The sequence below is a fragment of the Mycobacterium sp. genome (assembly GCF_035499775.1).
Classification (GTDB): domain Bacteria; phylum Actinomycetota; class Actinomycetes; order Mycobacteriales; family Mycobacteriaceae; genus Mycobacterium.
On record NZ_DATJYB010000551.1, the window covers coordinates 1 to 22559 of the forward strand.

26 protein-coding genes and 1 pseudogene are annotated in these 22559 nt (G+C 65.4%); 17 read left to right on the plus strand and 10 right to left on the minus strand.

Going from position 1 to position 22559, the window contains the following annotated elements:
- The 3 genes from VML93_RS33450 to VML93_RS33460 all read right to left on the minus strand — a co-directional run.
- The coding region (locus VML93_RS33450; RefSeq protein ID WP_325617365.1) for an NAD(P)/FAD-dependent oxidoreductase at nt 1-1671 on the minus strand (1671 nt) is incomplete at its 3' end.
- A 121-nt stretch (nt 1672-1792) separates the two neighbouring features.
- Nucleotides 1793-2995, minus strand: a complete 1203-nt coding sequence (locus VML93_RS33455; RefSeq protein WP_325617367.1) for a cytochrome P450 — start codon at nt 2993-2995, stop codon at nt 1793-1795.
- Nucleotides 2996-3312: 317 nt separating this feature from the next.
- A complete protein-coding gene (locus tag VML93_RS33460) occupies nt 3313-4053 on the minus strand; it encodes a glucose 1-dehydrogenase (protein ID WP_325617369.1) in 741 nt (246 codons plus the stop codon).
- Between the two features lie 84 nt (nt 4054-4137).
- Between VML93_RS33460 and VML93_RS33465 the strand changes: the two genes are divergently transcribed.
- Nucleotides 4138-4602: a hypothetical protein gene (locus VML93_RS33465; protein ID WP_325617371.1), complete on the plus strand. Its 465-nt coding sequence runs from the start codon at nt 4138-4140 to the stop codon at nt 4600-4602.
- Between the two features lie 101 nt (nt 4603-4703).
- Complete coding sequence (locus VML93_RS33470; protein ID WP_325617373.1) at nt 4704-5834, plus strand: nitronate monooxygenase family protein; 1131 nt, start codon at nt 4704-4706, stop codon at nt 5832-5834.
- A gap of 7 nt (nt 5835-5841) precedes the next feature.
- Here the strand turns inward: VML93_RS33470 and VML93_RS33475 are convergent, their stop codons facing one another.
- From VML93_RS33475 to VML93_RS33490, 4 genes are all read right to left on the minus strand, one after another.
- Entirely contained in the window at nt 5842-6084 is a 243-nt protein-coding gene (locus VML93_RS33475; RefSeq protein WP_325617375.1) for a hypothetical protein, read from the minus strand.
- 59 nt (nt 6085-6143) lie between these two features.
- Nucleotides 6144-6440 carry a hypothetical protein gene (locus VML93_RS33480; RefSeq protein WP_325617377.1) on the minus strand — a complete coding sequence of 99 codons (297 nt, stop codon included), beginning with the start codon at nt 6438-6440 and terminating at the stop codon, nt 6144-6146.
- Nucleotides 6437-6844, minus strand: a complete 408-nt coding sequence (locus tag VML93_RS33485) for a hypothetical protein (RefSeq protein ID WP_325617379.1) — start codon at nt 6842-6844, stop codon at nt 6437-6439. The genes VML93_RS33480 and VML93_RS33485 overlap by 4 nt, the downstream gene beginning before the upstream one ends.
- 263 nt (nt 6845-7107) lie before the next feature.
- Nucleotides 7108-7263, minus strand: a complete 156-nt coding sequence (locus VML93_RS33490) for a hypothetical protein (RefSeq protein ID WP_325617381.1) — start codon at nt 7261-7263, stop codon at nt 7108-7110.
- Between the two features lie 162 nt (nt 7264-7425).
- Between VML93_RS33490 and VML93_RS33495 the strand changes: the two genes are divergently transcribed.
- The 3 genes from VML93_RS33495 to VML93_RS33505 are packed head-to-tail and all read left to right on the plus strand — an operon-like array spanning nt 7426 to nt 10265.
- Nucleotides 7426-8688, plus strand: a complete 1263-nt coding sequence (locus VML93_RS33495) for a cytochrome P450 (protein ID WP_325617383.1) — start codon at nt 7426-7428, stop codon at nt 8686-8688.
- A gap of 18 nt (nt 8689-8706) precedes the next feature.
- On the plus strand, nt 8707-9720 hold the full coding sequence (locus VML93_RS33500; RefSeq protein ID WP_325617385.1) for an alcohol dehydrogenase catalytic domain-containing protein: 1014 nt from the start codon (nt 8707-8709) through the stop codon (nt 9718-9720).
- On the plus strand, nt 9717-10265 hold the full coding sequence (locus tag VML93_RS33505; protein ID WP_325617387.1) for a YceI family protein: 549 nt from the start codon (nt 9717-9719) through the stop codon (nt 10263-10265). Before VML93_RS33500 ends, VML93_RS33505 begins: the two co-directional genes overlap by 4 nt.
- 6 nt (nt 10266-10271) lie before the next feature.
- Here the strand turns inward: VML93_RS33505 and VML93_RS33510 are convergent, their stop codons facing one another.
- Nucleotides 10272-11333 (minus strand): DUF7159 family protein, encoded by a 1062-nt coding sequence (locus tag VML93_RS33510; RefSeq protein ID WP_325617443.1) that lies wholly within the window; start codon nt 11331-11333, stop codon nt 10272-10274.
- Between the two features lie 612 nt (nt 11334-11945).
- Here VML93_RS33510 and ag85B point away from each other — a divergent pair.
- A complete protein-coding gene (ag85B, locus tag VML93_RS33515) occupies nt 11946-12926 on the plus strand; it encodes a diacylglycerol acyltransferase/mycolyltransferase Ag85B (protein WP_325617389.1) in 981 nt (326 codons plus the stop codon).
- A 101-nt stretch (nt 12927-13027) separates the two neighbouring features.
- Here ag85B and VML93_RS33520 read toward each other — a convergent pair whose 3' ends face one another.
- Nucleotides 13028-13576 carry a hypothetical protein gene (locus VML93_RS33520; protein ID WP_325617391.1) on the minus strand — a complete coding sequence of 183 codons (549 nt, stop codon included), beginning with the start codon at nt 13574-13576 and terminating at the stop codon, nt 13028-13030.
- Nucleotides 13577-13632: 56 nt separating this feature from the next.
- Here VML93_RS33520 and VML93_RS33525 point away from each other — a divergent pair, with 56 nt between their 5' ends.
- The 10 genes and pseudogenes from VML93_RS33525 to VML93_RS33575 all read left to right on the plus strand — a co-directional run bounded on the left by VML93_RS33525 (nt 13633) and on the right by VML93_RS33575 (nt 19653).
- Nucleotides 13633-14205, plus strand: coding sequence for a chorismate mutase (locus VML93_RS33525; protein ID WP_325617393.1), 573 nt, complete (start codon nt 13633-13635; stop codon nt 14203-14205).
- 121 nt (nt 14206-14326) lie between these two features.
- A complete protein-coding gene (rpfC, locus tag VML93_RS33530) occupies nt 14327-14740 on the plus strand; it encodes a resuscitation-promoting factor RpfC (RefSeq protein WP_325617395.1) in 414 nt (137 codons plus the stop codon).
- A 48-nt stretch (nt 14741-14788) separates the two neighbouring features.
- Entirely contained in the window at nt 14789-15262 is a 474-nt protein-coding gene (locus VML93_RS33535) for an SRPBCC family protein (RefSeq protein WP_325617445.1), read from the plus strand.
- A gap of 50 nt (nt 15263-15312) precedes the next feature.
- Nucleotides 15313-16143, plus strand: a complete 831-nt coding sequence (locus VML93_RS33540; RefSeq protein ID WP_325617446.1) for an SDR family oxidoreductase — start codon at nt 15313-15315, stop codon at nt 16141-16143.
- 32 nt (nt 16144-16175) lie between these two features.
- Complete coding sequence (locus tag VML93_RS33545) at nt 16176-16598, plus strand: lipoprotein LpqH (protein ID WP_325617397.1); 423 nt, start codon at nt 16176-16178, stop codon at nt 16596-16598.
- A gap of 67 nt (nt 16599-16665) precedes the next feature.
- On the plus strand, nt 16666-17991 hold the full coding sequence (locus tag VML93_RS33550; protein ID WP_325617399.1) for a cytochrome P450: 1326 nt from the start codon (nt 16666-16668) through the stop codon (nt 17989-17991).
- A gap of 297 nt (nt 17992-18288) precedes the next feature.
- Nucleotides 18289-18750 carry a nuclear transport factor 2 family protein gene (locus tag VML93_RS33560; protein WP_325617401.1) on the plus strand — a complete coding sequence of 154 codons (462 nt, stop codon included), beginning with the start codon at nt 18289-18291 and terminating at the stop codon, nt 18748-18750.
- Nucleotides 18751-18853: 103 nt separating this feature from the next.
- A pseudogene (locus tag VML93_RS33565) lies at nt 18854-19024 on the plus strand (YegP family protein); the annotation flags it as partial.
- A gap of 69 nt (nt 19025-19093) precedes the next feature.
- Nucleotides 19094-19219: a hypothetical protein gene (locus VML93_RS33570; RefSeq protein WP_325617403.1), complete on the plus strand. Its 126-nt coding sequence runs from the start codon at nt 19094-19096 to the stop codon at nt 19217-19219.
- An 8-nt stretch (nt 19220-19227) separates the two neighbouring features.
- Nucleotides 19228-19653 carry a type II toxin-antitoxin system VapC family toxin gene (locus tag VML93_RS33575; protein WP_325617448.1) on the plus strand — a complete coding sequence of 142 codons (426 nt, stop codon included), beginning with the start codon at nt 19228-19230 and terminating at the stop codon, nt 19651-19653.
- 54 nt (nt 19654-19707) lie between these two features.
- Here the strand turns inward: VML93_RS33575 and VML93_RS33580 are convergent, their stop codons facing one another.
- On the minus strand, nt 19708-21108 hold the full coding sequence (locus VML93_RS33580; RefSeq protein WP_325617406.1) for an amidase: 1401 nt from the start codon (nt 21106-21108) through the stop codon (nt 19708-19710).
- A gap of 62 nt (nt 21109-21170) precedes the next feature.
- Here VML93_RS33580 and VML93_RS33585 point away from each other — a divergent pair, with 62 nt between their 5' ends.
- Nucleotides 21171-22511 carry a phenylacetate--CoA ligase family protein gene (locus VML93_RS33585; protein ID WP_325617451.1) on the plus strand — a complete coding sequence of 447 codons (1341 nt, stop codon included), beginning with the start codon at nt 21171-21173 and terminating at the stop codon, nt 22509-22511.
- Nucleotides 22512-22559 lie beyond the last annotated feature (48 nt).

A 22559-nucleotide genomic window follows, 5' to 3' on the forward strand; every position in this document is an offset into this window, starting at 1 on the left:
GTAGCGCATCTGGAGTTCGGACTGGAAGATCAGGCTGCCGCCGTGGGCGAGATGTGTTCCGGGCCCGTAGACGATGAAGAGGTTGGGGAATCCCGGAACGGTGACGCCAAGGTAGGCGTACGGACGTGACCCCCACATCTCGTGCAGGTCGATTCCGTTGCGGCCGATCACTTTCAGGGGCCACAGCACATCGGTGTGCCGAAATCCGGTGGCGTAGACGATGATGTCGACATCGTGCGTCACGCCGTCTTCGGTGACGATCCCGCGGGGCGTGATCCGCTGGATCGGTATGCGTACCAGTTCGACGTTGTCGCGTTGCAGCGTTCGCAGCCAGCTGCCGTTGTCCTGAAGTGTTCGCTTGCCGGTGGCCGGATAGTCGGGCATCACCTTGGCCAACAGGTCGTGGCCTTCGCCCACCTGGCTGGTGATCCACTGGGAGAACATCATTCGCGCGGCGGCGTTGATGTCGCTGACCGCGTAGTCCTGATCCGCGTAGTCCGGGTCGCTGCGCGCGGCGTCGAGGCCCTTGTCGGCGCCGGGCCAGAGCAGCAGGAACCGGTACCACCGGCCATAGAACGGCAGGTGGCGCATCGCCCAGCGCACGCCGTCGCCGACTTCGTCGTGATACATCGTGTTCGGGAACATCCATTGGGCGGTGCGCTGGAACACGGTGAGTTGTGCGACGTCCTCGGCGACCGCGGGCGCGATCTGGAAGCCGCTGGCTCCCGCTCCGACCAGCGCGACCCGCTTGCCGTTCAGATCCACCGAATGATCCCAGGCCGCGGAGTGAAACGACGGCCCCTCGAAGGTCTCCGCGCCTTCGAATTCGGGGATATGCGGCCGGTTCAGCTGACCGACCGCGGTGATGACGACCCGCGCGCGCAGTGTGCTCGTCTGGCCGTCGCAGCGCACCGAGACGCTCCAGATGCCGTCGTCGTCGTTCCACTCGGCCGCGAGTACCTCGGTGTTCCACCGGACCTGGTCAACCAAGTCATGTTTGGCCATCACCTGGGTGAAGTAATCCTGCAACTCGTGCTGCTCGGCGAAGAAGTGAGTCCAGTCGTTGTTGGGTTCGAAGCTGTAGCAATAGAAATGGTTGGCCACGTCGACGCGCGCGCCGGGATAACTGTTCTCCCACCATGTTCCGCCGGGGCCGGCGTTCTTCTCGACGATGGTGAAGGGGATGTTGGCTTGCTGAAGACGGATTCCGGCCAGGATGCCGGATTCGCCGCATCCGATGACGAGGACCGGGATCTCTGCAGCGTCGTCGGCCGGCAGCGCGACCGGACGGCGGGGGTCAACCCCGTCGAGATCCATTTCTTCCAACACCAGCGGCACATACTCGTCGGGCACGTGCTCGCAGGCCGCCCAGTCCATCATTTCCCGGATGAGTTCGCTACTCAGCGGCGCCGGTTCGGGGCAGCCGCGGTCGCGGTAGTCGGCGAGCACCGGTAGGGCCTCGGCGCGGGCGCGGGCCTTGTCCTCATCGGACATGAACCCCTGAACCTCGTTGAGGAACAGACCCATCTGCTTGAAGTCGCGGATGAAGCGCGGATCGCCGGTGATGTGCACCAGCGACAGCAGCAGCGTCGGGATGCTGACGTCCTGCAGCGCGGCGGCGATCTCCGGCGTGGACGTGGTGAAGGGCAGGCCGGCATACAGGCTGCGCATCGAGCCGATCCTTTCGGTGAACTGCAATTACGATACCCGCAGTTTCGTAATTGCGGCCACCACGCTACCCTCGGCGCCGTACCGGATCAAGGGGCTGTCCGCCGCTGTCGTCGCCGCGAAGCTAAGCCGCCCGCTCGGCGGACACGACCAACTGGGCCGGGCTGCGGCCCAGCACCTGGCGCCACGGAATGCTCGCCGCATCCTCGGTCAGGCGCAATGTGCGATCCGTCGTGAGTACAGCGCGCACGCACTCCTCGACCGCGATCTGCGCCAAGGCCTTGCCCAGGCAATAGTGTGTGCCGGCACCGAAATTGAGCAGTCTTGGCGTGTCGGGCCGGGTAAAGCGATCTGGGTCAAAACGATCGGGTTCATGCCACGCCGAAGCATCGCGGTTCGCGGCGGCAACGCAGAGAAAGACCGAGCCGGCCGGAATTGTCATGCCGTGCAACTCAATCGGCGCCACGGCGGTGCGCGGCATGAACGGGATACTCGGTTCCAGGCGCATGGTTTCGGTGACCGCGCTTGCCAGCCGGGCCTCGTCTTCCGCTACACCGGCAAGTTCGGCGTGGTGCTGCAGGGCCACCAAAACGCTGCACGGTATCTGACTCCCGGCCGTATCATGTCCGGCTACCAGGAGATTGGCGATCATAGCGACGGTTTCGCCGTGGGTTAGACGCTCGCCGTCGGCCTCGGATGCCAACAGTGCGGTAATGAGATCGCGTCCAGGGTCCGTGCTGCGACGCGTCGTCAACTCATCGACATAGCTTTGCAGCTCGGTGATTGCGGTCGTGGCGTCGGCGATCTGGTCGGGCGTCATGACGAGAAACACCGGGCTCAAGGCGTCAAGCCAGGCGGCGAACACCGGAACGTCTGAATCCGGTACGCCCAGCAATCGGCACATCAGCCGGGTGGCCAGTGTCGAGTACGCCGCGACCAGGTCCCCGCCCTGGCGGACCGAGGCGACGGCCTCGCCGGCCATCTCGGCGGCCGTCGCGCGCAGGGCATCGACGGACCGGGGCGTGAACGCGCGCGACACCAGCGACCGGATGCGGCGGTGGTAATCACCCTCGGTGGTGAACATCAACCGGCCGTACCAGTCGCGCAGCGGCCCGTCGGTTATGCCCATCGTGTCGAACAGCGCCAGTCCGATTCCCTCTAGTCGCTGATCGTGGACCAACGCTTCGAGGTCGCGTTGGCGCAGCACGACGGTGGCGCCGCTCGCTATATCCGTGGCCAGCGGTCCCCGCTGGGCCGCCTCTCGGAGCAGATCATGCAGGTCACCGGCAAAGGTCCCGGACAGGTCGATCGAGGCTTGCGCATCCATTTCGGCATTATGGGGTCGCAGCACCCGGCGTGTCCGCAGAACGCAACGGCGGCGAAATCGTCGTCGGGCACGCGCTGGGCAACGGAGAACTCGCGGTCAAGAATCCACTGAGAAGCCCCTGAGACGCGCGGTGCAACCTGCGGTGGTCAGCCAATCCGGGTCCTCAAGGCGGCCCACAGCGAAGGGACACGACGTGTCCGTCATGGTGATCGTTCTGCTGCTATCGAGGTGTATTCACTATGGCCGCTCGGTGGCCGCCCGCCGGCGGTGTCTCGACGAGCTGCACGCGGGATGACCCCGGAACGGCAGTGCGAACCTCACTCGCTCTTATGCGAAACCTCTTCCACCAGGCCGCCGTCCACGACGAATTCGGCCGCGGTCGCATAGGCCGATTCGTCGCTGGCCAGGAAGAGAACGAACGCCGACACGTCCTGCGGTTCTCCCGGTCGCCCGAGCGGGATGTTGAGCACGTCCTGTGGAAGTTTGGCCGTCATCGAGGTGCGGATAAAGCCGGGATGGATCGAGTTGACCCGAATGTTGTTGGGCGCCAACTCCAATGCTGCCGACTTGGTCAGACCGCGGACCGCCCATTTCGAGGTCACATACCCGTGCACCCACGCGGCGCCGCGCAGGCCCTCGATGGACGAGATGTTGATGATCGACCCGCCGCCGGCGGCGATCATCGGATCGACCACCGCCTGAATCCCGAGCAGCGTGCCGGTGACGTTGACGTCGAGGACCCGTTGCCACTTGGTCAGGTCGAACGTCTTCAGCGGGCCGTAGTTGATGATGCCGGCGTTGTTGACCAAGACGTTGAGCATGCCGAATTCCGCCACCGCCGTCGCGGCCGCCGCCGCCCAGTCCGACGGCTGTGTCACGTCGAGGTGCACGTACCGTGCCGCTCCGCCCAATTCGGACACCAGTGCCCGGCCTTCGTCGTCGAGGATGTCGCCGATCACCACCGTGGCGCCCTCGGATATCAGCAGTCGGGCATGCGAGGCGCCCATGCCCCGGGCGCCGCCGCTGATCAGTGCCACTTTCGTGTCCACGCGTCCCATGACGGGTCACGCTACCTGACAGCGGTTAGAACCTGTTCTAGTCTGCGAGGGGTGCCGCCGGACACCGAATCGGAGGTGAGTGTCGTGGCCCCGCTCATCACGGCCTGCAGCGGTTTCCTGCTCGCGATCTTGTGGATGGACCTGATATTCGACGTCCAGGTTCTTCGGCACCGAGGTGCGGGCGACGAACTGCCCGAGACGGCGCTCGCGTCCATCGCGGCCTACTACCACCGCGCCACCACCACATCGCACCCGATGAGCCGGCTGATCGCCCTGTTCATGGTTATCCTCCTGGGCGCGTTAGTGTTTCAGGCTGTGCGCGGTCACGACCCCGGCTGGCTACTGGTCACGTCGGCGATTCTGGCCGGGATTCCGATCACGCTTGCGCTGTTGCACACCGTCCCCTACGCGGTCCGGCTCGGCAAGCGCACCGACAACCCGTCCGAACAGTCCCGCCTGGCGCGCTCGATCTGCCGCGATCACCTCGTCTGCGCCGGCAGCATGCTCGGGTTCCTGGTCCTGTGGGCGGCACACAGCCTGGCGATCTGACGAGTCTTAGTTGCGACGGCACCAGACCTGGCTGGCCACCGCCCCGCCATCCGTACTAAACTAGAACACGTTTCAATTCGGCGAACGCCCCAGGAGTAGGCATGCACACCGCCCTATGCGATCAACTCGGTATCGAGTTTCCCATCTTCGCCTTCACCCATTGCCGTGATGTCGTGGTCGCAGTCAGCAAGGCCGGCGGCTTCGGCGTGCTCGGGGCCGTCGGTTTCACGCCCGAGCAGCTGGAGATCGAACTCAACTGGATCGACGAGCACATCGGCGACCACCCCTACGGCGTCGACATCGTCATCCCGAACAAGTACGAGGGCATGGACTCGCACCTGTCGGCAGAAGAGCTTGCCGAGACGCTGCGCAAAATGGTGCCGGCGGGGCACCTGGATTTTGCCAAGAAGATCCTCGCCGATCACGGGGTCCCGATCGAGGATGCCGATCAGGACAGCCTGCAGCTGCTCGGATGGACGGAAGCGACCGCCACCCCGCAGGTCGAAGTGGCGCTCAAGCACCCGAAGGTGGCGATGATCGCGAACGCGCTCGGCACTCCACCGGCCGAGATGATCAGGCACATTCACGACGAGGGGCGCAAGGTCGCCGCCCTGTGCGGCTCGGCCTCACAGGCCCGCAAGCACGCCGACGCGGGCATCGACATCATCATCGCCCAGGGTGGCGAGGCCGGTGGGCACTGCGGCGAGGTGGGCTCAATCGTGTTGTGGCCCCAGGTCGTCAAGGAAGTGGCACCAGTCCCGGTCCTTGCCGCCGGCGGCATCGGCAGTGGCCAGCAGATCGCCGCGGCGTTGGCGCTAGGTGCCCAAGGGGCGTGGACCGGCTCGCAGTGGCTGATGGTCGAGGAAGCGTCGAATACCCCCGTTCAGCAAGCCACCTACGCCAAGGCGACCAGCCGCGATACGGTCCGCAGCCGTTCGTTCACCGGTAAGCCGGCCCGCATGCTGCGCAACGACTGGACCGAGGCCTGGGAGAACCCGGACAACCCGAAGCCGCTCGGCATGCCGCTGCAGTACATGGTTTCCGGCATCGCCGTGCGGGCCACCAACAGGTACCCGAACGAGACCGTCGACGTCGCGTTCAATCCAATCGGGCAGGTCGTCGGGCAGTTCACCAAGGTGGAAAAGACTTCTACGGTGATCGAGCGCTGGGTGCAGGAGTACCTCGAGGCGACGACCAGGCTCGACGAACTCAACGCCGCCGCCGCCGTCTGACGGCGATTTACTCGGGGTCCAGGTCGTCGAGGTCGTCGTCTTCTTCCTTGCGGCCCTTGAAGACGTCGACCGCCCTCTCGGCTGCGTGAGTGGCGATGTCGATCGAGCTCTGGACGATGCCGCTGACGCCGCCGGCGACGTCGCCGCGGATGATGTCGCCGGCGTTTTCGACTATGTCCGAGGCCTTTTCGACGGCGTTGGTGGCGACGTCGCGGACTGCGTCGACGGCGTCTTTGGGATTGATGGCCACTGGAGTCTCCTCTGGGTTGCCCGAATTACTTGGCTACGATTTTAGAGACTCTAGACCTGTCAGTAATTCACCAAGGTGCGCCAGTAGTCCTCGGGTATCTCCTCGCCGGAGCGCAGAACCCGTGCCAGACCGGCGGCCATCGCGATTCCAAGCAGGCCCAGCCATAACCCGGCCAGCCCGATGACACACCACAGCACGACGGTGACCGCTGGCCACGGCGACACCAGGGCGAGTACCGGCGCGAAGAAGAAGCCGGTGCCGATGTACCACGCCGAGCCGGCACGGTCCGACGCCATCACGAAGCGCAGCCACCGCGGAATCGGGGGCGCCGGCGATGCCGGCGGCCCGCCGGTCATGGCTCCGGCGGGAAGAACCCTGCCCCGGTGAACCATCCTTCTTGCCATCCTTGCGCTCCCAGGCACAGCATCGGGAGCCCTCTCGGCGACTGGGCCGCAGCTTGCGGGCCCGGGCACCTCGCGCCGGCCTGCTGGACACCGTAGAGCGGGTAGGAGATCACCCAGTACCCAGTGGTGGGCGGCGGAAACTGGTTTTGCGGGGGGAAATGGCAGGCTTCCGCCTGTCCGCTGGGGCCGCGCCCGAAGATGTTGTGCTCGTAGTTGTCGCACGGTGCACCGAGCGACGCGTCATAGTTCATCCCCGGCACGTCGCCCGGCCAGGGTCCGGGGTCGGCGGCGGCGCACGGCGCCAGGCCGATCGTGGCACCCGTGATCGCCGCGGCGGCAAGTAGTTCGCGAATCATGTTCCACCCTTGGTGTCTATGCTTCCTGGGCCCCCAAAGTACCGCCGGTGACCTGCAACAAAGCATAACGATTGTGCCGAGCGCCACAAGATCGTTTTGCCGAGTTGTTTGCGGGCCGAATCGGGCGGCTCAGCGCCCGGCGGGCCGGTACGTGCAGATGAGGACACCGGTCCCGGTCCTCGCCACCGACACCAGCTCGAGTGGGCGGGCCCGACCGTCGACGGGAAACACCCCCTCGGACTCGAAGTACGGCTCGGACTAGTTCAAGACCAGCCGCCATGGGCGAATCCGCCCTCGGGGTCCTCACCCTGGCCGCCCGGGGCCTGGGTCACGCCGTCGAGACTGATGAAGTCGCTCAGCATGATGCGCATCACCGTTGCCCTTTCGATTACTCGGTGGCTGCAAAACAGACTGGACATGCCGACCGCCGGCGTGACCGGAACTCATCGACACTGAACACGTTGCAGTTCAGCCTCGGCGATCTTGCGTTGGTGCTTCCCAACCGTGCGTGGCAATGGTTTATTTGGCACTAGAAGACGACTAGACGACTTCGTATCGATTTGTATCTAGGAGTAGCCCGCATGCCAACCCCCAATCTGCCTCCCGGGTTCGATTTCACCGACCCAGACGTCCACGCCGAGCGCCTGCCGGTGGAAGAGCTGGCCGAGCTACGCCGAACCGAACCGATCTGGTGGAACGAACAGCCGCTCGGGGTGGGCGGCTTCGACGATGGCGGCTTCTGGGTGGTGTCCAAGCACAAGGACGTCAAGGAGATCTCGCGGCGCAGCGACGTTTTCTCCAGCCTGCAGAAGACCGCGCTGCCCCGCTACAAAGACGGAACCGTCGGCGAACAGATCGAGCGTGGCAAATTCGTCCTGCTCAACCAGGACGCCCCGCACCACACCCGGCTGCGCAAGATCATCTCCCGCGGCTTCACGCCCCGGGCCGTCGAGCGACTGCGCGACGACCTCAACGAGCGCGCGCGCCAGATCGTGGCGACCGCCGCCGAGCAGGGTGCCGGCGACTTCGTCGAACAGGTGTCCTGCGAACTGCCGCTGCAAGCCATCGCCGGCTTGCTGGGTGTGCCGCAGGAAGACCGAATGAAACTGTTCCACTGGTCCAACCAGATGGTCGGCGACCAGGATCCTGAGTTCGCCACCAATGACGCGATGGCCGCCTCGGTCGAACTGATCATGTACGCCATGCAGATGGCCGCCGACCGCGCCCAGAACCCTGGTGAAGACATCGTCACCAAGCTGGTCGAAGCCGACGTCGACGGCCACAAGCTCTCCGACGACGAGTTCGGGTTCTTCGTCATTCTGCTGGCCGTGGCCGGCAACGAGACGACCCGCAACTCCATCACCCAGGGCATGATGGCCTTCACCGACTTCCCCGACCAATGGGAGCTCTACAAGCGGGACCGTCCCGTCACCACCGCCGATGAGATCGTCCGGTGGGCCACCCCGGTCACGTCATTCCAGCGCACCGCGCTGGAGGACTACGAGTTGTCCGGTGTGCAGATCAAGAAGGGTCAACGAGTGGTAATGGTCTACCGCTCCGCCAATTTCGACGAGGACGTGTTCGACGACCCGTTCGCCTTCAACATTCTGCGTGACCCCAACCCGCACGTGGGATTCGGCGGCACCGGCGCGCACTACTGCATCGGGGCCAACCTGGCGCGGATGACGATCGACCTGATGTTCAACGCCATCGCCGACGCCATGCCGGATCTGGAATCGATCGGCAAGCCCGAACGGCTACGGTCGGGCTGGCTCAACGGCATCAAGCACTGGCAGGTCGACTACCACACCAATGGGGCAGCCAAATGCCCTGTCGCGCACTGAAACACACGAGGGGAGCCCATGCCCACGCACAAAGCTGTCCACATTCAGTCCGCCGGCGCGCCCTTGGAGTTGGCTGAGGTCGAAACGCCGTCGCCGCGCCGTGACGAGGTACGCATCAAAGTGTCCGCGTGCGGCATCTGCGGCACCGACCTCCATTTCGCCAACGGCGGCTTCCCCAACATGTCGTGGCCGTTGACCCTCGGGCACGAAATCGCCGGAACGATAGCCGAACTCGGCGCGGGCGTCGAAGAGTTCGCCGTTGGCGATCGGGTGGCCGTCGGATGGTTCGGCGGCAACTGCAACCACTGCGACCCCTGTCGCAAGGGCATCTTCATCCATTGCGCGAACGGGAAGGTGCCGAGCTGGCACTATCCCGGGGGGTATGCGGAGTCGGCGACGGTGCCGTCCAACGCGTTGGCCCGGATTCCGTCCGAGCTCACCGATGTGGAAGCCGCCCCGATGGGCTGCGCCGGCGTCACGACCTATAACGCGCTGCGCCACACCAAGGCGCTGCCCGGTGACCGGGTCGCGGTGCTGGGTGTCGGCGGGCTCGGCCACCTCGGGGTGCAGTTCGCCCGGGCCATGGGTTTCGAGACCATCGCGATCGCCCGCGGCGCCGCCAAGGCCGAGGACGCGCGCAAGCTCGGCGCACATCACTACATCGACTCCACTGCCGGCGATGTCTCCGAAGCGCTGCGTGCGCTCGGCGGGGCGACGGTAGTCCTTGCTACGGCGGGGAACTCGCCGGCCATGGCCGACACGGTCGGCGGGCTGCTTCCGCAGGGTGAACTGATCACCATCGGTGTCACCCCCGAGCCGCTACCGATCAGTCCCGTGCAGCTGATAACTCCGGGGCTCAGCGTGATCGGTCATCCCTCCGGCACCGCGAAAGACATTGAAGAGACAATGCATTTCGCGGTCTTGTCGGGTGTGCGGGCGTGGATCGAGGAGCTACCGCTGGCGCAAGCCGCGGAAGGCTACGCGGCAATGGAGCACGGCCGAGCGCACTACCGCACTGTCCTCACCGTGTGAACGACGCCTGGACGCTCGACGCATCTGACGGTGAATTGACCATCCGCACCGGCGTTTCCGGCAGGGCCGCGCGAATGGGTCATCGCCTGACCATCGCGATGACGCGCTGGCAAGCCTCGGTGGACTGGGACGGCGCCCAACCTGCCGCCGCCGAGCTGGTGGTCGAGGTCGATTCGTTTGAGGTACTCCGCGGCGAGGGTGGGGTGAAAGGGCTGTCCGGGCCGGAGAAGGCACTGGTGAAGTCGAACGCGTTGAAGTCGCTGGGCGCCAACCGCTATCGGCAGATCCGCTTTGCAACCAACACCATCGACGAGACCGACGAGGGATACCGCCTTACCGGGACGCTGCAAATTCGGGGAAAGTCGCGAGAGCAGGTAATCGAGCTGCGCACAGAGGATCTCGGTGATTCGTGGCGAATGTCCGCCGAATCCCGGGTTCGCCAGTCCGAGTACGGCGTCAAGCCGTACTCGATGCTGTTGGGCTCGATGCAGGTTGCCGACGAGGTGACGGTGTCCTTCACGGCGGCGCACCCCAAGGAGAACTAGCGCCGTTTAGGGCTGAGGCGGAACTTCGGTGGACTCGTCATAGGCGCCGGGTATGTGCTCGAGGACCCTCGTCGGGCCCGGTTCGGTGACCGGTTCGTCGGAGGTGAGCCGCAACGGCGGCGCCGGCCGGGGAGCCCGCGCCTCTGTTGCCGGTGGCGCCGCCGGCGCAACGGCTTCGGCGACCTGTGGGGTCGATGTGCGCACCACGTCTTTTGACATCTCGGGGTGTTGGTTCGGTGCCAGCTGCAGACCGACGGCGAGCGACAACGACGCGACGAAGGTCACCGTGCCCGCGGCCAAGGCGGTCGCGGCTCCGGCGTAGGACAGCCGCCGCACGCGCGCCGCGGTTGCGACGGGTTCAGCGGTGCCGGGTACCAACTGCTCGTCGGTGAACTCGGTGCTTTGAGCCGCGGCCAGCGCCGCGCCTCGCGCGATCGTCACCTGGGCCATGCTTTGCCCGAAAACCGGCACCGGCAACGCTTTTTCGAGTTGCCAGGAGAACGCATCGATGTCGCCGTCAGAGCCGACGACCACCACCCCGGCGGGACGCCAAGCGCTGCGGTCGAACATTCCGGTCAGCCAGGCCGTCAGCCCGTCCAACCCGCCGCGCACATGCTTGACCGCCGTTTGCGTCTGGCCGGCTTGGGTGTCGACCATGACGACGGTTGCCCACTCGTGTTCGAGAATGCACACCGCGGTCTGTTCGTAGCCCACTACCGGCGCGATGGCCCGGGCCAGCGTCTGGACGGCCTCGAGCATCCGAATCGGCACAACATTGTCAAACCCGGCGTCTGTCAGCGACTCCAGCAGCAGCGCCGCCTGTGCGGAAGCTTCGTCGTTCCAGGTCACTCCGATGACACGGAGCCGGTGATCGCTCGCGGCCGCAGTCGCATTCACCCGCAAAACCTCGTTAGTGACGTGCTCTGCGGTACCGACAGCGCGCACGCCCGTGCCGCCGCGCAGTTTCAGCTCTCGATGGTCCAGGATGGTGCCGTCGGCGCCGTGCCCCTCAGCGAGTACCCACCCGACGGTTGTCGGCGTCACTGACAGCCCTAGTACCGCGTCCAAAATCTGCACCCTCAATCATTCCCCGAAGTCCGATGGCCCCACGCCCCTGCGCCCTACCGCCGCGCACCATGAATTTCGCCGTGCGCTGGGTCGAGAGGGCCGGAATGGACCGGGACAGCGTGGTGTCCATCGGCTTGCTTCGTGAGAGCCTACGCGGTCGGTGCAAGTTCGGCGGCCCGGGTGCCGAACCGCTGGGGGGCACTGCGGTCCCCGCCGTCTCGTGCGTCAATTATCTTGGAGCACTCGTGACCCTCCGCCACAAAGTGGGAGGCGCCCCGCATCGGGCCACCGACGCCCACATTGACCGAAGCGCTGTTGCGTGCACAATACGAGTGTGCGATTTTGATTAGATGGGCTTTGTAGAGTGCGCCAGACATGGGACACTTGCTCGGGTGTCGGCGTGTGCTACCGCCATTTCGGCTGGTTGCGTGGTTGCATAGAGGCTATGGGGGCGTTGCGACGGGCTTTGCCGCTCGCATATCACAGTTGCTGTATTCGTAGCGGTAATCGATACAAAACTGAGATGGCTTCGCGTCCAGATCGACATTTGGGCTATTCGCACGGTAAATTTCACCGGGAACGCGCGACGACAGACAACAAAGGGGCGCAGGTATGACAGATGTGAGCGAGAAGATCCGGGCCTGGGGGCGCCGGCTTTTGGTCGGTGCTGCGGCGGCGGTGATGCTGCCAGGCTTGATCAGTCTTGCCGGTGGAGCGGCGCCCGCGGGAGCGTTCTCGCGGCCAGGTCTGCCCGTCGAGTACCTGCAGGTGCCGTCTCCGTCAATGGGCCGCAACATCAAGGTGCAGTTCCAGAGTGGTGGTAACGGCTCTCCGGCCGTCTACCTGCTGGACGGTCTGCGTGCGCAGGATGACTACAACGGCTGGGACATCAACACCCCGGCGTTTGAGTGGTACTACCAGTCGGGTCTGTCGATCGTCATGCCGGTCGGTGGACAGTCCAGCTTCTACACCGACTGGTACCGCCCGGCGTGCGGCAAGGCCGGCTGCTCGACCTACAAGTGGGAAACCTTCCTGACCAGCGAGCTCCCGGGCTATCTCTCCTCGGAGAAGAGCGTCAAGCCGACCGGTAGCGCATCGGTGGGTATCTCCATGGCGGGTGCATCCGCGATGAATCTGGCGAACTACCACCCCGGCCAGTTCGTCTACGCCGGTTCGCTGTCCGGCTACCTCAGCCCGTCCACCGGGCAGGGCTGGATAGGTCTGGCGATGGGCGATGCCGGCGGCTACAAGAAGGAAGACATGTGGGGGCCGGACAACGACCCCGCATGGCAACGCAATGACCCCCTGGTCAACGTCAACCTACTGGTTGCCCATAACACCCGGCTCTGGGTGTACTGCGGCAACGGGACTCCGAACGAACTGGGCGGTGCCAACTTGCCGGCCACGTTCCTTGAGAGCAACTTCATGATCGGCGTCAACAAGAAGTTCCAAGACGCCTACAACGCCGCGGGCGGCCACAACGCCGTGTTCAACTTCCCGGCCTATGGCACCCACAGTTGGGAGTACTGGGGAGCCCAGCTGAACGCGATGAAGGGTGACCTGCAGGCCTCGCTGGGCGCGCACGCAGGCTAACCCGCTCTGCGCAGAGCAGCTCTACTGCGCTTGACGGCTCGGAATGATCGGGGCCGTCAAGCGCAGTAGGCGTTTGAGGGCTTATGTCCTTTAAACGTCCGCTAATTCGGCGTGAGCTGCGCGGCGATGTCGGTCCACCCCTCGTGGTGGTGATCGTTCATGTTCCGGCACTCGCCGTAGATGCGTAGGACTCCGAGGTCGTGATGGTCGCTGTCGCGGTAGATGATCGCGGTGACGGCATCCTTCGAGACGGTGCTGCCGAACGTGTGGTCCTTGGGCGCCAGGCCCTCGACCCACCCGTGTCCGACCAGCTTTGTGGTGATGGCCGGGAAATATGTGTCGGCGCCGACGTCGCTGGGCACCGCGAAGGTCAGATAGATCGCGCCCTGGTAAGGCGGGTCGTTGCGGTCCCTGCAGGACATCAGTAGGTAGCCCGCGGATCTCGTCTGCAGTGCGGCCAGGCTGACGATTTGTTTGGCCGGCTCGACCACCTGGGCCTGGCTCTGCTCATCGGTGGCCGGATTGGCCGGATGGTCGAGAGAGTCAGCGGCTGGCGGATGCAGCTTGCCCACCACTACAAACGCCACACCCAGCAACAGCGAGACCGCAAGCGTGGCGAGGATCGACGCCCGGACCCGTGGCGGGCGCAACCATTTCTCAGAGGTGCCTATGGCAGCCAGGCTAACTCGTTGCCAGAATCGTGGTCATGGGCAGCGGTCGGTGGTGCGCCGCGCTGGTCGCCCTGCTCATGGTGTTGGTTGCCGGCCCGGCGCGGGCGCGAGCCGACGGCAGCCCACTCGCCGAGTTGGTGGACGCGGCCGCCCAGCGGTTACAGGTCGCCGAGCCGGTGGCCGCGTTCAAGTGGGGCGCGCACGCCGCCATCGAGGATCCGGGCCGCGTCCAGCAAGAACTCACCAAGCTGCGCAGCGCTGCCGCCGCGCAACACATCGATCCGGACTACGTCGCCTGGGTCTTTGGCGACCAGATCAACGGCACCGAGGCAATTGAGTACACCCGGTTCGCCGAGTGGAAGCTCGATCCGGGCGCCGTGCCGTCCGCGCCGCCGGACCTGTCGGCGTCGCGGTCGACGATCGACACCCTCAACCAAACGATGCTGAGCCAGCTGGCGCGCAACTGGGACGTGTTGCATTCGCCGGGATGCGCCGCCCAACTCGACGACGCCCGGGCCAGCGTGATCCGGGCCCGCCAACTAGATGGCCTTTATCAAAGAATTCTCTTAATGGTTTCTCATTCATATTGCCAGGATTCAGCGGCCTGATTTTCGCGGTCCGGGGGCTTTCTTTTAGCGCCTGACCTGCCGATCTCGCCGGGATAGATGTGCTATATCGCGAGGTATTCGGATCGGTAACGCTTTAGACACGCCAACCGAAATCCTTGACATGAGAAAAATCCGCAGGTCTCTCGCGGCGTCCGCCTTGTTCGGCGGTTTGGTTGCCGCGTCGATGACTCTGTCCGGCGGTGTCGCCAGCGCCGCCCCGACCCCGAACTGGGATGCGGTCGCGCAGTGCGAGTCCGGTGGCAACTGGCATGCCAACACCGGAAATGGCGAGTACGGCGGCTTGCAGTTCAAGCCGGCCACCTGGGCCCGCTACGGCGGCGTCGGCAATCCCGCGGCCGCATCGAGAGAGGAGCAGATCGCGGTGGCCAACCGGGTACTGGCCGACCAGGGCCTGGAGGCATGGCCGAAGTGCGGCACCGCTTCTGGCCTGCCGACGGCGGTGTGGTCGAAGCCCGGACGCGGCATAACATCAATCATCAACCAGATCATTCAGGCAGCCGTACCGCACCCGTAACCATCGGCCTTTCCAATATCTTTCGGAGGTCTATGAGCACGCGCGAACCTGTGTTTGGATCAGGCCATGGAAGGTTCGTCGACAGTTCACATGGCGGCGCCCGCGGACAAGATCTGGGACCTGATCGCGGATGTCCGTAACACCGGACAGTTCTCCCCCGAAGTCATAGAGGCGGAGTGGTTGGGCGAGGCGACTGGCCCCGCGCTCGGCGCCCGCTTCCGCGGGCACGTGCGGCGAAACGAGATAGGACCCGTCTACTGGACGACATGCGAGGTGACCGCCTGCGAACCGGGCCGTGAATTCGGCTTCATGGTATTGCTGGGCGACAGGCCGGTGAACAATTGGCATTACCGTTTGGCGCCGGCCGGCGACGGGACCGACGTGACCGAGTCATTCCGACTTAATCCGTCGCCGTTTAATGCTGTGTATTGGGTATTTGGCGGCTTTTTGCGCAAGCGCCGCAATATTCGTGATATGACGAAAACGCTGCAGCGCATTAAAGGCGTGGTCGAGGCGGCCTGAGGGCAGGCCGACTACTCATCACCAGCGGAGGGTTCTTCATGCCGGGCGTCGTGAAGTCGGTCTTCATCACCGGTGCCGGCAGCGGGATGGGCCGCGCGGGCGCCAAGCTCTTCCATGCCAAGGGCTGGCGAGTGGGTGCGGTGGACCGCAACGACGACGGGCTCGAGACGCTGAGCGCGCAGCTTGGCGCCGGGCTGTGGACCCGTGTCGTCGACGTCACGAACAAGGCCGCACTCGATTCGGCGCTGGCCGATTTCTGTATCGGCAACGCGGACGGCGGGCTCGACATGATGTGGAACAACGCCGGCATCGGCGCGAGCGGCTGGTTCGAGGACGTGCCCTACGAACGCGCCATGCGCGTCGTCGACGTGAACTTCAAGGCTGTGGTGACGGGCGCCTACGGCGCGCTGCCCTACCTCAAGAAGACGCCGGGCAGCCTGATGTTCTCGACGTCGTCGTCCTCGGCCGCCTATGGCATGCCGCACCTGGCGGTCTACTCGGCGACCAAGCACGGGGTCAAAGGATTGACCGAGGCATTGAGCGTGGAATGGCAGCGACACGGTGTGCGGGTCGCCGACGTGCTGCCCGGTCTGATCGACACCGCCATCCTCACCACGACGCCCAACCATTCCGAAGCGGGCTCGCCGACGCTGAGCAGCGAGCAGATCCGCGCCACCGCGCCCAAGAAGGGCATGTTCCGGCTGATTCCCGCGAGCAGCGTCGCCGAGGTGGCGTGGCAGGCCTACCAGCACCCGACGCGGCTGCATTGGTACGTCCCCAACAGCATTCGCTGGATCGACCGGGTCAAGGGCCTCAGCCCGGAGCTGGTGCGCAACCAGATTGCCAAAGCGATACCCAAGATGGTTCCCAAATATGAATAGCGATTTCGCCCCGACGGAATGGAGGTGACCTGGTGCAGAACCGGTTGATGAAGGTGGCAGGCGGTGCATTGGTCGTCGTCGCCGGCGTCGCGGGGTGTGCGCAGGCCGAGACGGTGCCCCGCAAAGCCGCGCACCTGACCCTCGACGCCGCCACGCATATCACGCGTCCTCCGGCGTGCAGTCAGTTCCAGGGCTACCGGACCATCGACATCCGCGATCACGACGGCCAAGTCGAAGCGGTGGTGCTGATAAGCGGCGAGAGGGCGATCCCGCAGTGGGTGAAGATCCGTAACATCGACGGCTTCAACGGCAGCGCATGGCAAGGCGGGGTGGGCGAGACCCACGTCGACCTTTCCAAGAGCACCTACACCATCACCGGCAGCGCCTACGGCATCAACAGCAAGGACCCCAACAAGACCGTGAACGAAGAGTTCAAGATCGTCGCCGACTGCTGAGGTCCCCATCGCGGGCGGGCTTAGGCTGGTTTCAACTACCCGGCTCCGGCGGATTGAGGGAGGACCTGTGAAGCAGAGACTGCACTGGCTTTCGCTGCACGGATTCGTTCGCGGCGTCGCGAAGATCGGAGTCCGCCGAGGGGACCTGCAGGCCAGGCTGATCGCCGATCCGGGCGTGGTCGCCGACCCGGTGGCGTTCTACGACGAGCTGCGGCCGCGCGGCCCGTTGATCAAAAGTCGCGTCACCTATCTGGCGATCGGCCACACGCTCGCCCATGACCTGCTGCGATCAGACGACTTCCGGGTGCTGATGATCGGATCGAATCTGCCCGCACCGATGCGCTGGCTGGAGCGTTGGGCGCGCGACGATCTGCTGCACCCGCTGCGGCCACCGTCCTTGCTGGCCGTCGAGCCGCCCGATCACACGCGCTTCCGCAAGACGGTGTCGGCGGTATTCACCACCAGGGCGGTCGCCGCGTTGCGCGACCGAGTCGAGGAGACCGCGACCAAGCTGTTGGATCAGCTTGCCGACGAGTCCGGCGGCTCCGGTGTGGTCGACATCGTCGGACGCTACTGCTCGCAGCTTCCGGTGGCGATCATCAGCGACATCCTGGGTGTGCCGGAGTCGGACCGGCGTCGGGTGCTGGATTTCGGCGAGCTGGCAGCGCCGAGTCTGGACTTCGGGCTGCCGTGGCAGCAATACCGGCGGGTGCAGGACGGGATCGCCGGATTCAACTACTGGCTCGCCGATCATCTGCGCCAGTTGCGGCGCGACCCGGGTGACGACCTGATGAGTCAGTTGATCCAGCGCTCCGAAAACGGCCCCGCCGAAGCACATCTCAGCGAGAGCGAACTTCAGGCGCTGGCCGGGCTGGTGCTGGCCGCCGGGTTCGAGACCACGGTGAACCTGTTGGGCAACGGGATCCGCATGCTGCTGGATGCCCCGGAGCACCTGAAAACGCTGCGCCAGCGTCCGGACCTGTGGCCCAACGCGGTGGAAGAGATCCTGCGGCTGGAGTCGCCGGTCCAGCTCACCGCGCGGGTGGCCCTCAATGACGTCGAGCTGGAGGGCAGGCCGATCGAACGCGGCGAATTGGTGATCGTCTATGTGGCCGCGGCGAACCGGGATCCCGAGGTGTTCCCCGATCCACACCGCTTCGACATCGAACGCTCCAATGCCGGTAAGCATCTCGCCTTCTCCGGCGGACGGCACTTCTGCCTGGGAGCGGCCCTGGCCCGCGCCGAGGGCGAAGTCGGGCTGCGAACGTTCTTCGACCGCTTTCCCGAGGTGCGGTCGGCGGGCGCGGGAAGTCGCCGGGATACGCGAGTGTTGCGGGGGTGGTCGTCGCTGCCGGTAACGCTGGGCCCGGCGCGTTCGATGGTCGCCACTTAGGGCTCGCGGGGGCTCGGCGGTTGATTCTGCGCTGAGGCAGCATGTTACTCGAACTTTGTCGCCCGAGTCGGCTTCGTCAGGCGCATCGCCGCAGGACGCAATCAGCGCGGCTGCGGCACCCGTCGTCAACCCGAGCAGGCCAAGCCTTCGCATCGCCTCGCGCCGGGTGAGCAGTCCGTCGGCGTGATCGGTCGCGATCTCTTCGGCGAAGTAGCGCTGGAACGGAGTCCCTGTCGCGAGTATGGGCCCGATTCCGGGCGTTGACACCCGCGCTCCGGCCGGGTGTTATTGGCAACTATGACAGAGGTTTCTACGAATACGGTCGAGACCGCGGCGGTACTTGGGTTGTGGCAGGCGCTTTCGCGGCGGGATTGGGATGCGGTCAAGACGTTCCTGTCCCCGGATTGTCTGTACGTCGACATGCCGATGCCGGCCGTCGCCGCGCGGGGCCCCGACGACATCGTGAAGCGGCTCAGGTTGGGGCTGGAACCGTTGGCCGGCTACCAGAACCACGACGGGGTGCTGGTGTCGAACGGCTCCGACGTGATGTACGAGCACTCCGAGACGTGGACGTTTGAGACGGGCGAGCAGGGCGTGCTCAGGTTTGTCACCGTTCATAAGGTCGTGGACGGCAAGATCACCGTCTGGAAGGACTATTCGGACTTCAACACCCTGTACGGCATCGCGCCGCCCAACTACTTCGACAACCTGGCCACCGGCGACACCAGTTGGATTTTCGACGCGACAACGTTGGTCTGACAGGCAGTCATCGATCCCGTGGCGCATCGAGTGGCTAGCGCTGCCCCGAGCCCCGCGGTAACGGTGGGAATCGATCAATGCCTTCACCCGTAGCAGGATTGAGCTGGCAGGCAAGTTCGAGATCTACCGAGATGCCCTCGGCGACTTCCGTTTTCGGCTCAAGGCCGCCAACGGAGAAATCATCGCGAGCAGCGAGGGGTACAAGTCGAGGGCGGCGGCCCAGAGGGGAATCGGGTCGGTCAGGGCGAATGCGGCCGCTGCTGAGTTGGCTGACACAGCCGCGGGTGGGCGCCATGGTCGGGAACACCGCCATGCACGCGACGCGGTACTCGATCCCGTGCCTATGGTCGAGCACTCGCCAGCCACCAAGAACAAGCGTCACCTGCGCGCTGCTGGCGCGTTCGACAGCGGGCGTAGCGACATCTCGGAGCGCATGGAGGAAATTCTTGCCGCCGAGGTCGAGCAATAGCCAAAATCATCGTCGATGCGGGTCCCTTGTATGCGTACGTCGACAAGCGCGACAAGTACCAGGCGTCATCGCTTGCGCTAGTTGAGACGCACCCCGGTCCTCTGATCGTGCCAACCCTCGTCATTCCCGAGGTGGCTCACTTCCTGCGAAAGTGTCGTCCCGGCGGGCGACCTCCAGGCGTCGAAGCTGAATTGAAATTCCTCACCGACCTGGCTGGCGACGCGTTCCAGGTCGAGCCGGTGGCCCCGGAAGACTGGCTGCGAATTGCCCAGCTGGTGAAGAAATACAAAAACCTGCCTCTTGGGACCGTTGACGCATCAGTGGTGACCACGGCGGAGCGACTACATATCAACGAGGTCGCGACGATCGATCGCGAAGACTTCAGTGTCGTTCGTCCCAGACATGTCGAGAGCTTCACGCTTTACGGTCTTTGAATCACCTGGTAACCACGGCTGGATTTTGTGCGCGACGAGCGTTCTCTAAAACCACTAAACCCAAATCGGCGCGGGCTGCCAGCCGCCGAACACCTTCTCCAGGTGCCCGGCGACAGCCAATGCCGTGGCGTCTTGCCAAGGCCGGGCGGCGATTTGGACACCGATGGGCAACCCGTCTATGGATGTCCCGCAGCGCACCACCGCGGCCGGCCACCCGGTCAGGTTGTGCACCATCAGATGCGAGAAGTCGCTGATCTCCACCAGGCCGTGATGATGCGGCTTGGCCGGGGTGGGCATCGCCGGGCCGATGATGACGTCGTAATCGTCGATGAACGTGAGCATTTCGATGCGGTAGCTGTCGATGTCGACCAGGCGGCTTCGGGCCTCGGTCAGTGAGAATTCGACTTGCTCTGCCTGCCTGAGGAATTCGGATAACTCCTCGGAGGGCTGGGTGACGCCGATCGTCGCCAGGTCGGATTCGAATCCCCGGCCGCGGTCGCCGCCCAGGAAGACCGACCTCCACAGCAGTTCCATGGTGCGACCCAGGCAGGCCGGGGTGGCGTGGCGCACGCTGGCGGCCACCTCCCCCACAGCGTCGACGGCCGCGGTCATCACCGCGGCGACTTCGTCGACCGGCGGGCTGGTGCCGTCGTCGAGGTAGGCCGCGACGCGCAGCGCGCCCAGGTCGACCGCGTCGGGGCTGCCCAGCGGGACCGGAGCCGTGTAGGGGTCGCGCAGATCGGGTCCGCTCATGATCGACAGGCCCAGGAACAGGTCCGGCACCGAACGAGCCAGCGGGCCATAGCAATTGAACGGACCGAAAATGCCTGGGGCGTCGCCGAATACGCTTCCGGTGCGCGGGATGCGGCCGTGCGTGGGCTTGAGTCCCGCGATGCCGGTGTTGTGGCAGGGTTGCCGGATGCTGCCGCCGCCGTCGGAACCCACGCTGAGTGCGGCGCCACCGGCGGCGACCAGCGCGGCCGAGCCACCGCTGCTGCCGCCGGGTGTCCTGGACAGGTCGTAGGGATTGTTGGTGCGCCCGTAGAGGGTGTTGTTGGATTCGCCGCCGCGGCCCATCTCGGGGACGTTGGTCAGGCCCACCACGATGGCGCCTTCGGCCCGCAGCCTGGACACCGCTGTGGCGTCTGTATCCGCCACCGCGCGCAGCGCGCGACTGCCGCCGGAGCACGCCAGCCCGGCCACCCGCATGACGTCCTTGACCGCCACCGGCAGGCCATGTGCCCTGCCCAGCGGAGCGCCGCGGGCGGCGCACTCGTCGGCGTGGGCGGCCAGTCGCAGGCACTGCTCCGGATCAGTGGCTTCGACCAGCGCGTTCAGCGTGCGATTGACGGCCCGGATCCGCTCCAGGTGTGCCCGCATGACCTCCTGGCAGGACGCCGCGCCGGTCGTCATCATGCGAACCAGTTCGTGAGCCGGCTGGTGACACAAGTCCATGCAGCGAAACTACAACCGTTCGCCGTGCCAAACTCACACTTGTGAAGGCAGCCTACGAGCGGATGCGTGCGGCGCATCTCGGCGCGGTGCGGGCCGGTCTCGAGGATCATGTCGTGCGCCTGGATTGGTCCTGCCAACAGATCGAGGACTACCGGAACCACCGGCTGCGGGCTCTGCTGGCCTACGCACGCGAACGGTCACCATTTCACGCCCAACGTCTTCTGGGGCTCGACCCGGCCACCGCCAACGTCGCAGATCTGGCATCGCTTCCGATGATGACGAAGCAGGACGCCCAGCAGCAGTGGGATGCCGTCGTCACCGCGCCGGACCTCGACCGGGCCCGCGCGGAACGCATTCTCGTTGACCAGCAATGGTTTTCCTACACCGCAGGTGACGAGCAGATCTTCAGCTCGGGCGGCTCGAGCGGGGTGCGCGGTGTGTACGTGTGGGATTGGCAGTTCTTCGTCTCGGCGGCCTGCCTGGCCTGGCGAACGCAGGCACGCGCAGAGCGGCGCCGGCCCGCTCATTCCGGCCCCGCACGACTGGCCGTGCTGGAGGCCGGTGTCCCGCCGCATGCCAGCACGCCGCTGTTCGACATGCCGACCACCGACGACATGCAGACGGTCGTCATCGCCGCGGGTGCACCGTTCGACGAAGTGCTGGCCGCGGTCGCCGCCGCGCAACCCACCCACCTGGTGGGCTATCCGTCGGTGATCGGGCGTCTGGCCCGCGCCGCGTTGGCCGGGGACCTGCGCATCACACCGGTGCGGGTGAGCACCAACTCCGAGCCGCTGCTCGACGAGGACCGCGACGCGATCGTCGACGCCTGGGAGGCCACGATCCACAACGTTTGGGGCTCGACCGAAATCGGTGTGCAGGCGGTGGGTTGCGGGCATGGCCAGGGACTGCACGTCTGCGAGGACGAGGTCATCCTCGAACGCGTCGACGACAGCGGGACCCCCGTCGGTCCCGACGAGCCGGCGGCACGGACGCTCGCTACCGGCCTGGCCAATCGGACCTTCCCGTTCATCCGTTACGACCTTGGCGATCAAGTGGTTTCGTTGGAGGGCAGCTGCGCATGCGGCAGTGCCTTCGCACGCATCGCCGATGTCGGCGGGCGCCGCGACGACGATTTCCGCTACGGGACGAGCACGGTGCCGCCGATCGCATTTCGCCACGTGCTGGGCACCGACCCCCGCGTGACCGAATACCAGGTCGCCCAAACCGCAACGGGCGCTGACATTTTGGTTGTGGGTGCACCTGATCTCGATAGCTTGACCGCCGCGCTGATCGCCGCGCTGCGCAGGTACGGACTGCCCGAGCCGACCATCGTGATCCGGGCGGTCGACAGGCTGGAGCGTCACCAGGCCAGCGGAAAACTGCGCCGGTTCATCCCGCTGTAGGGCCGAGCAGCGTGAGCGCGCGCATATGTACGGCGATTGGGGGTTGTG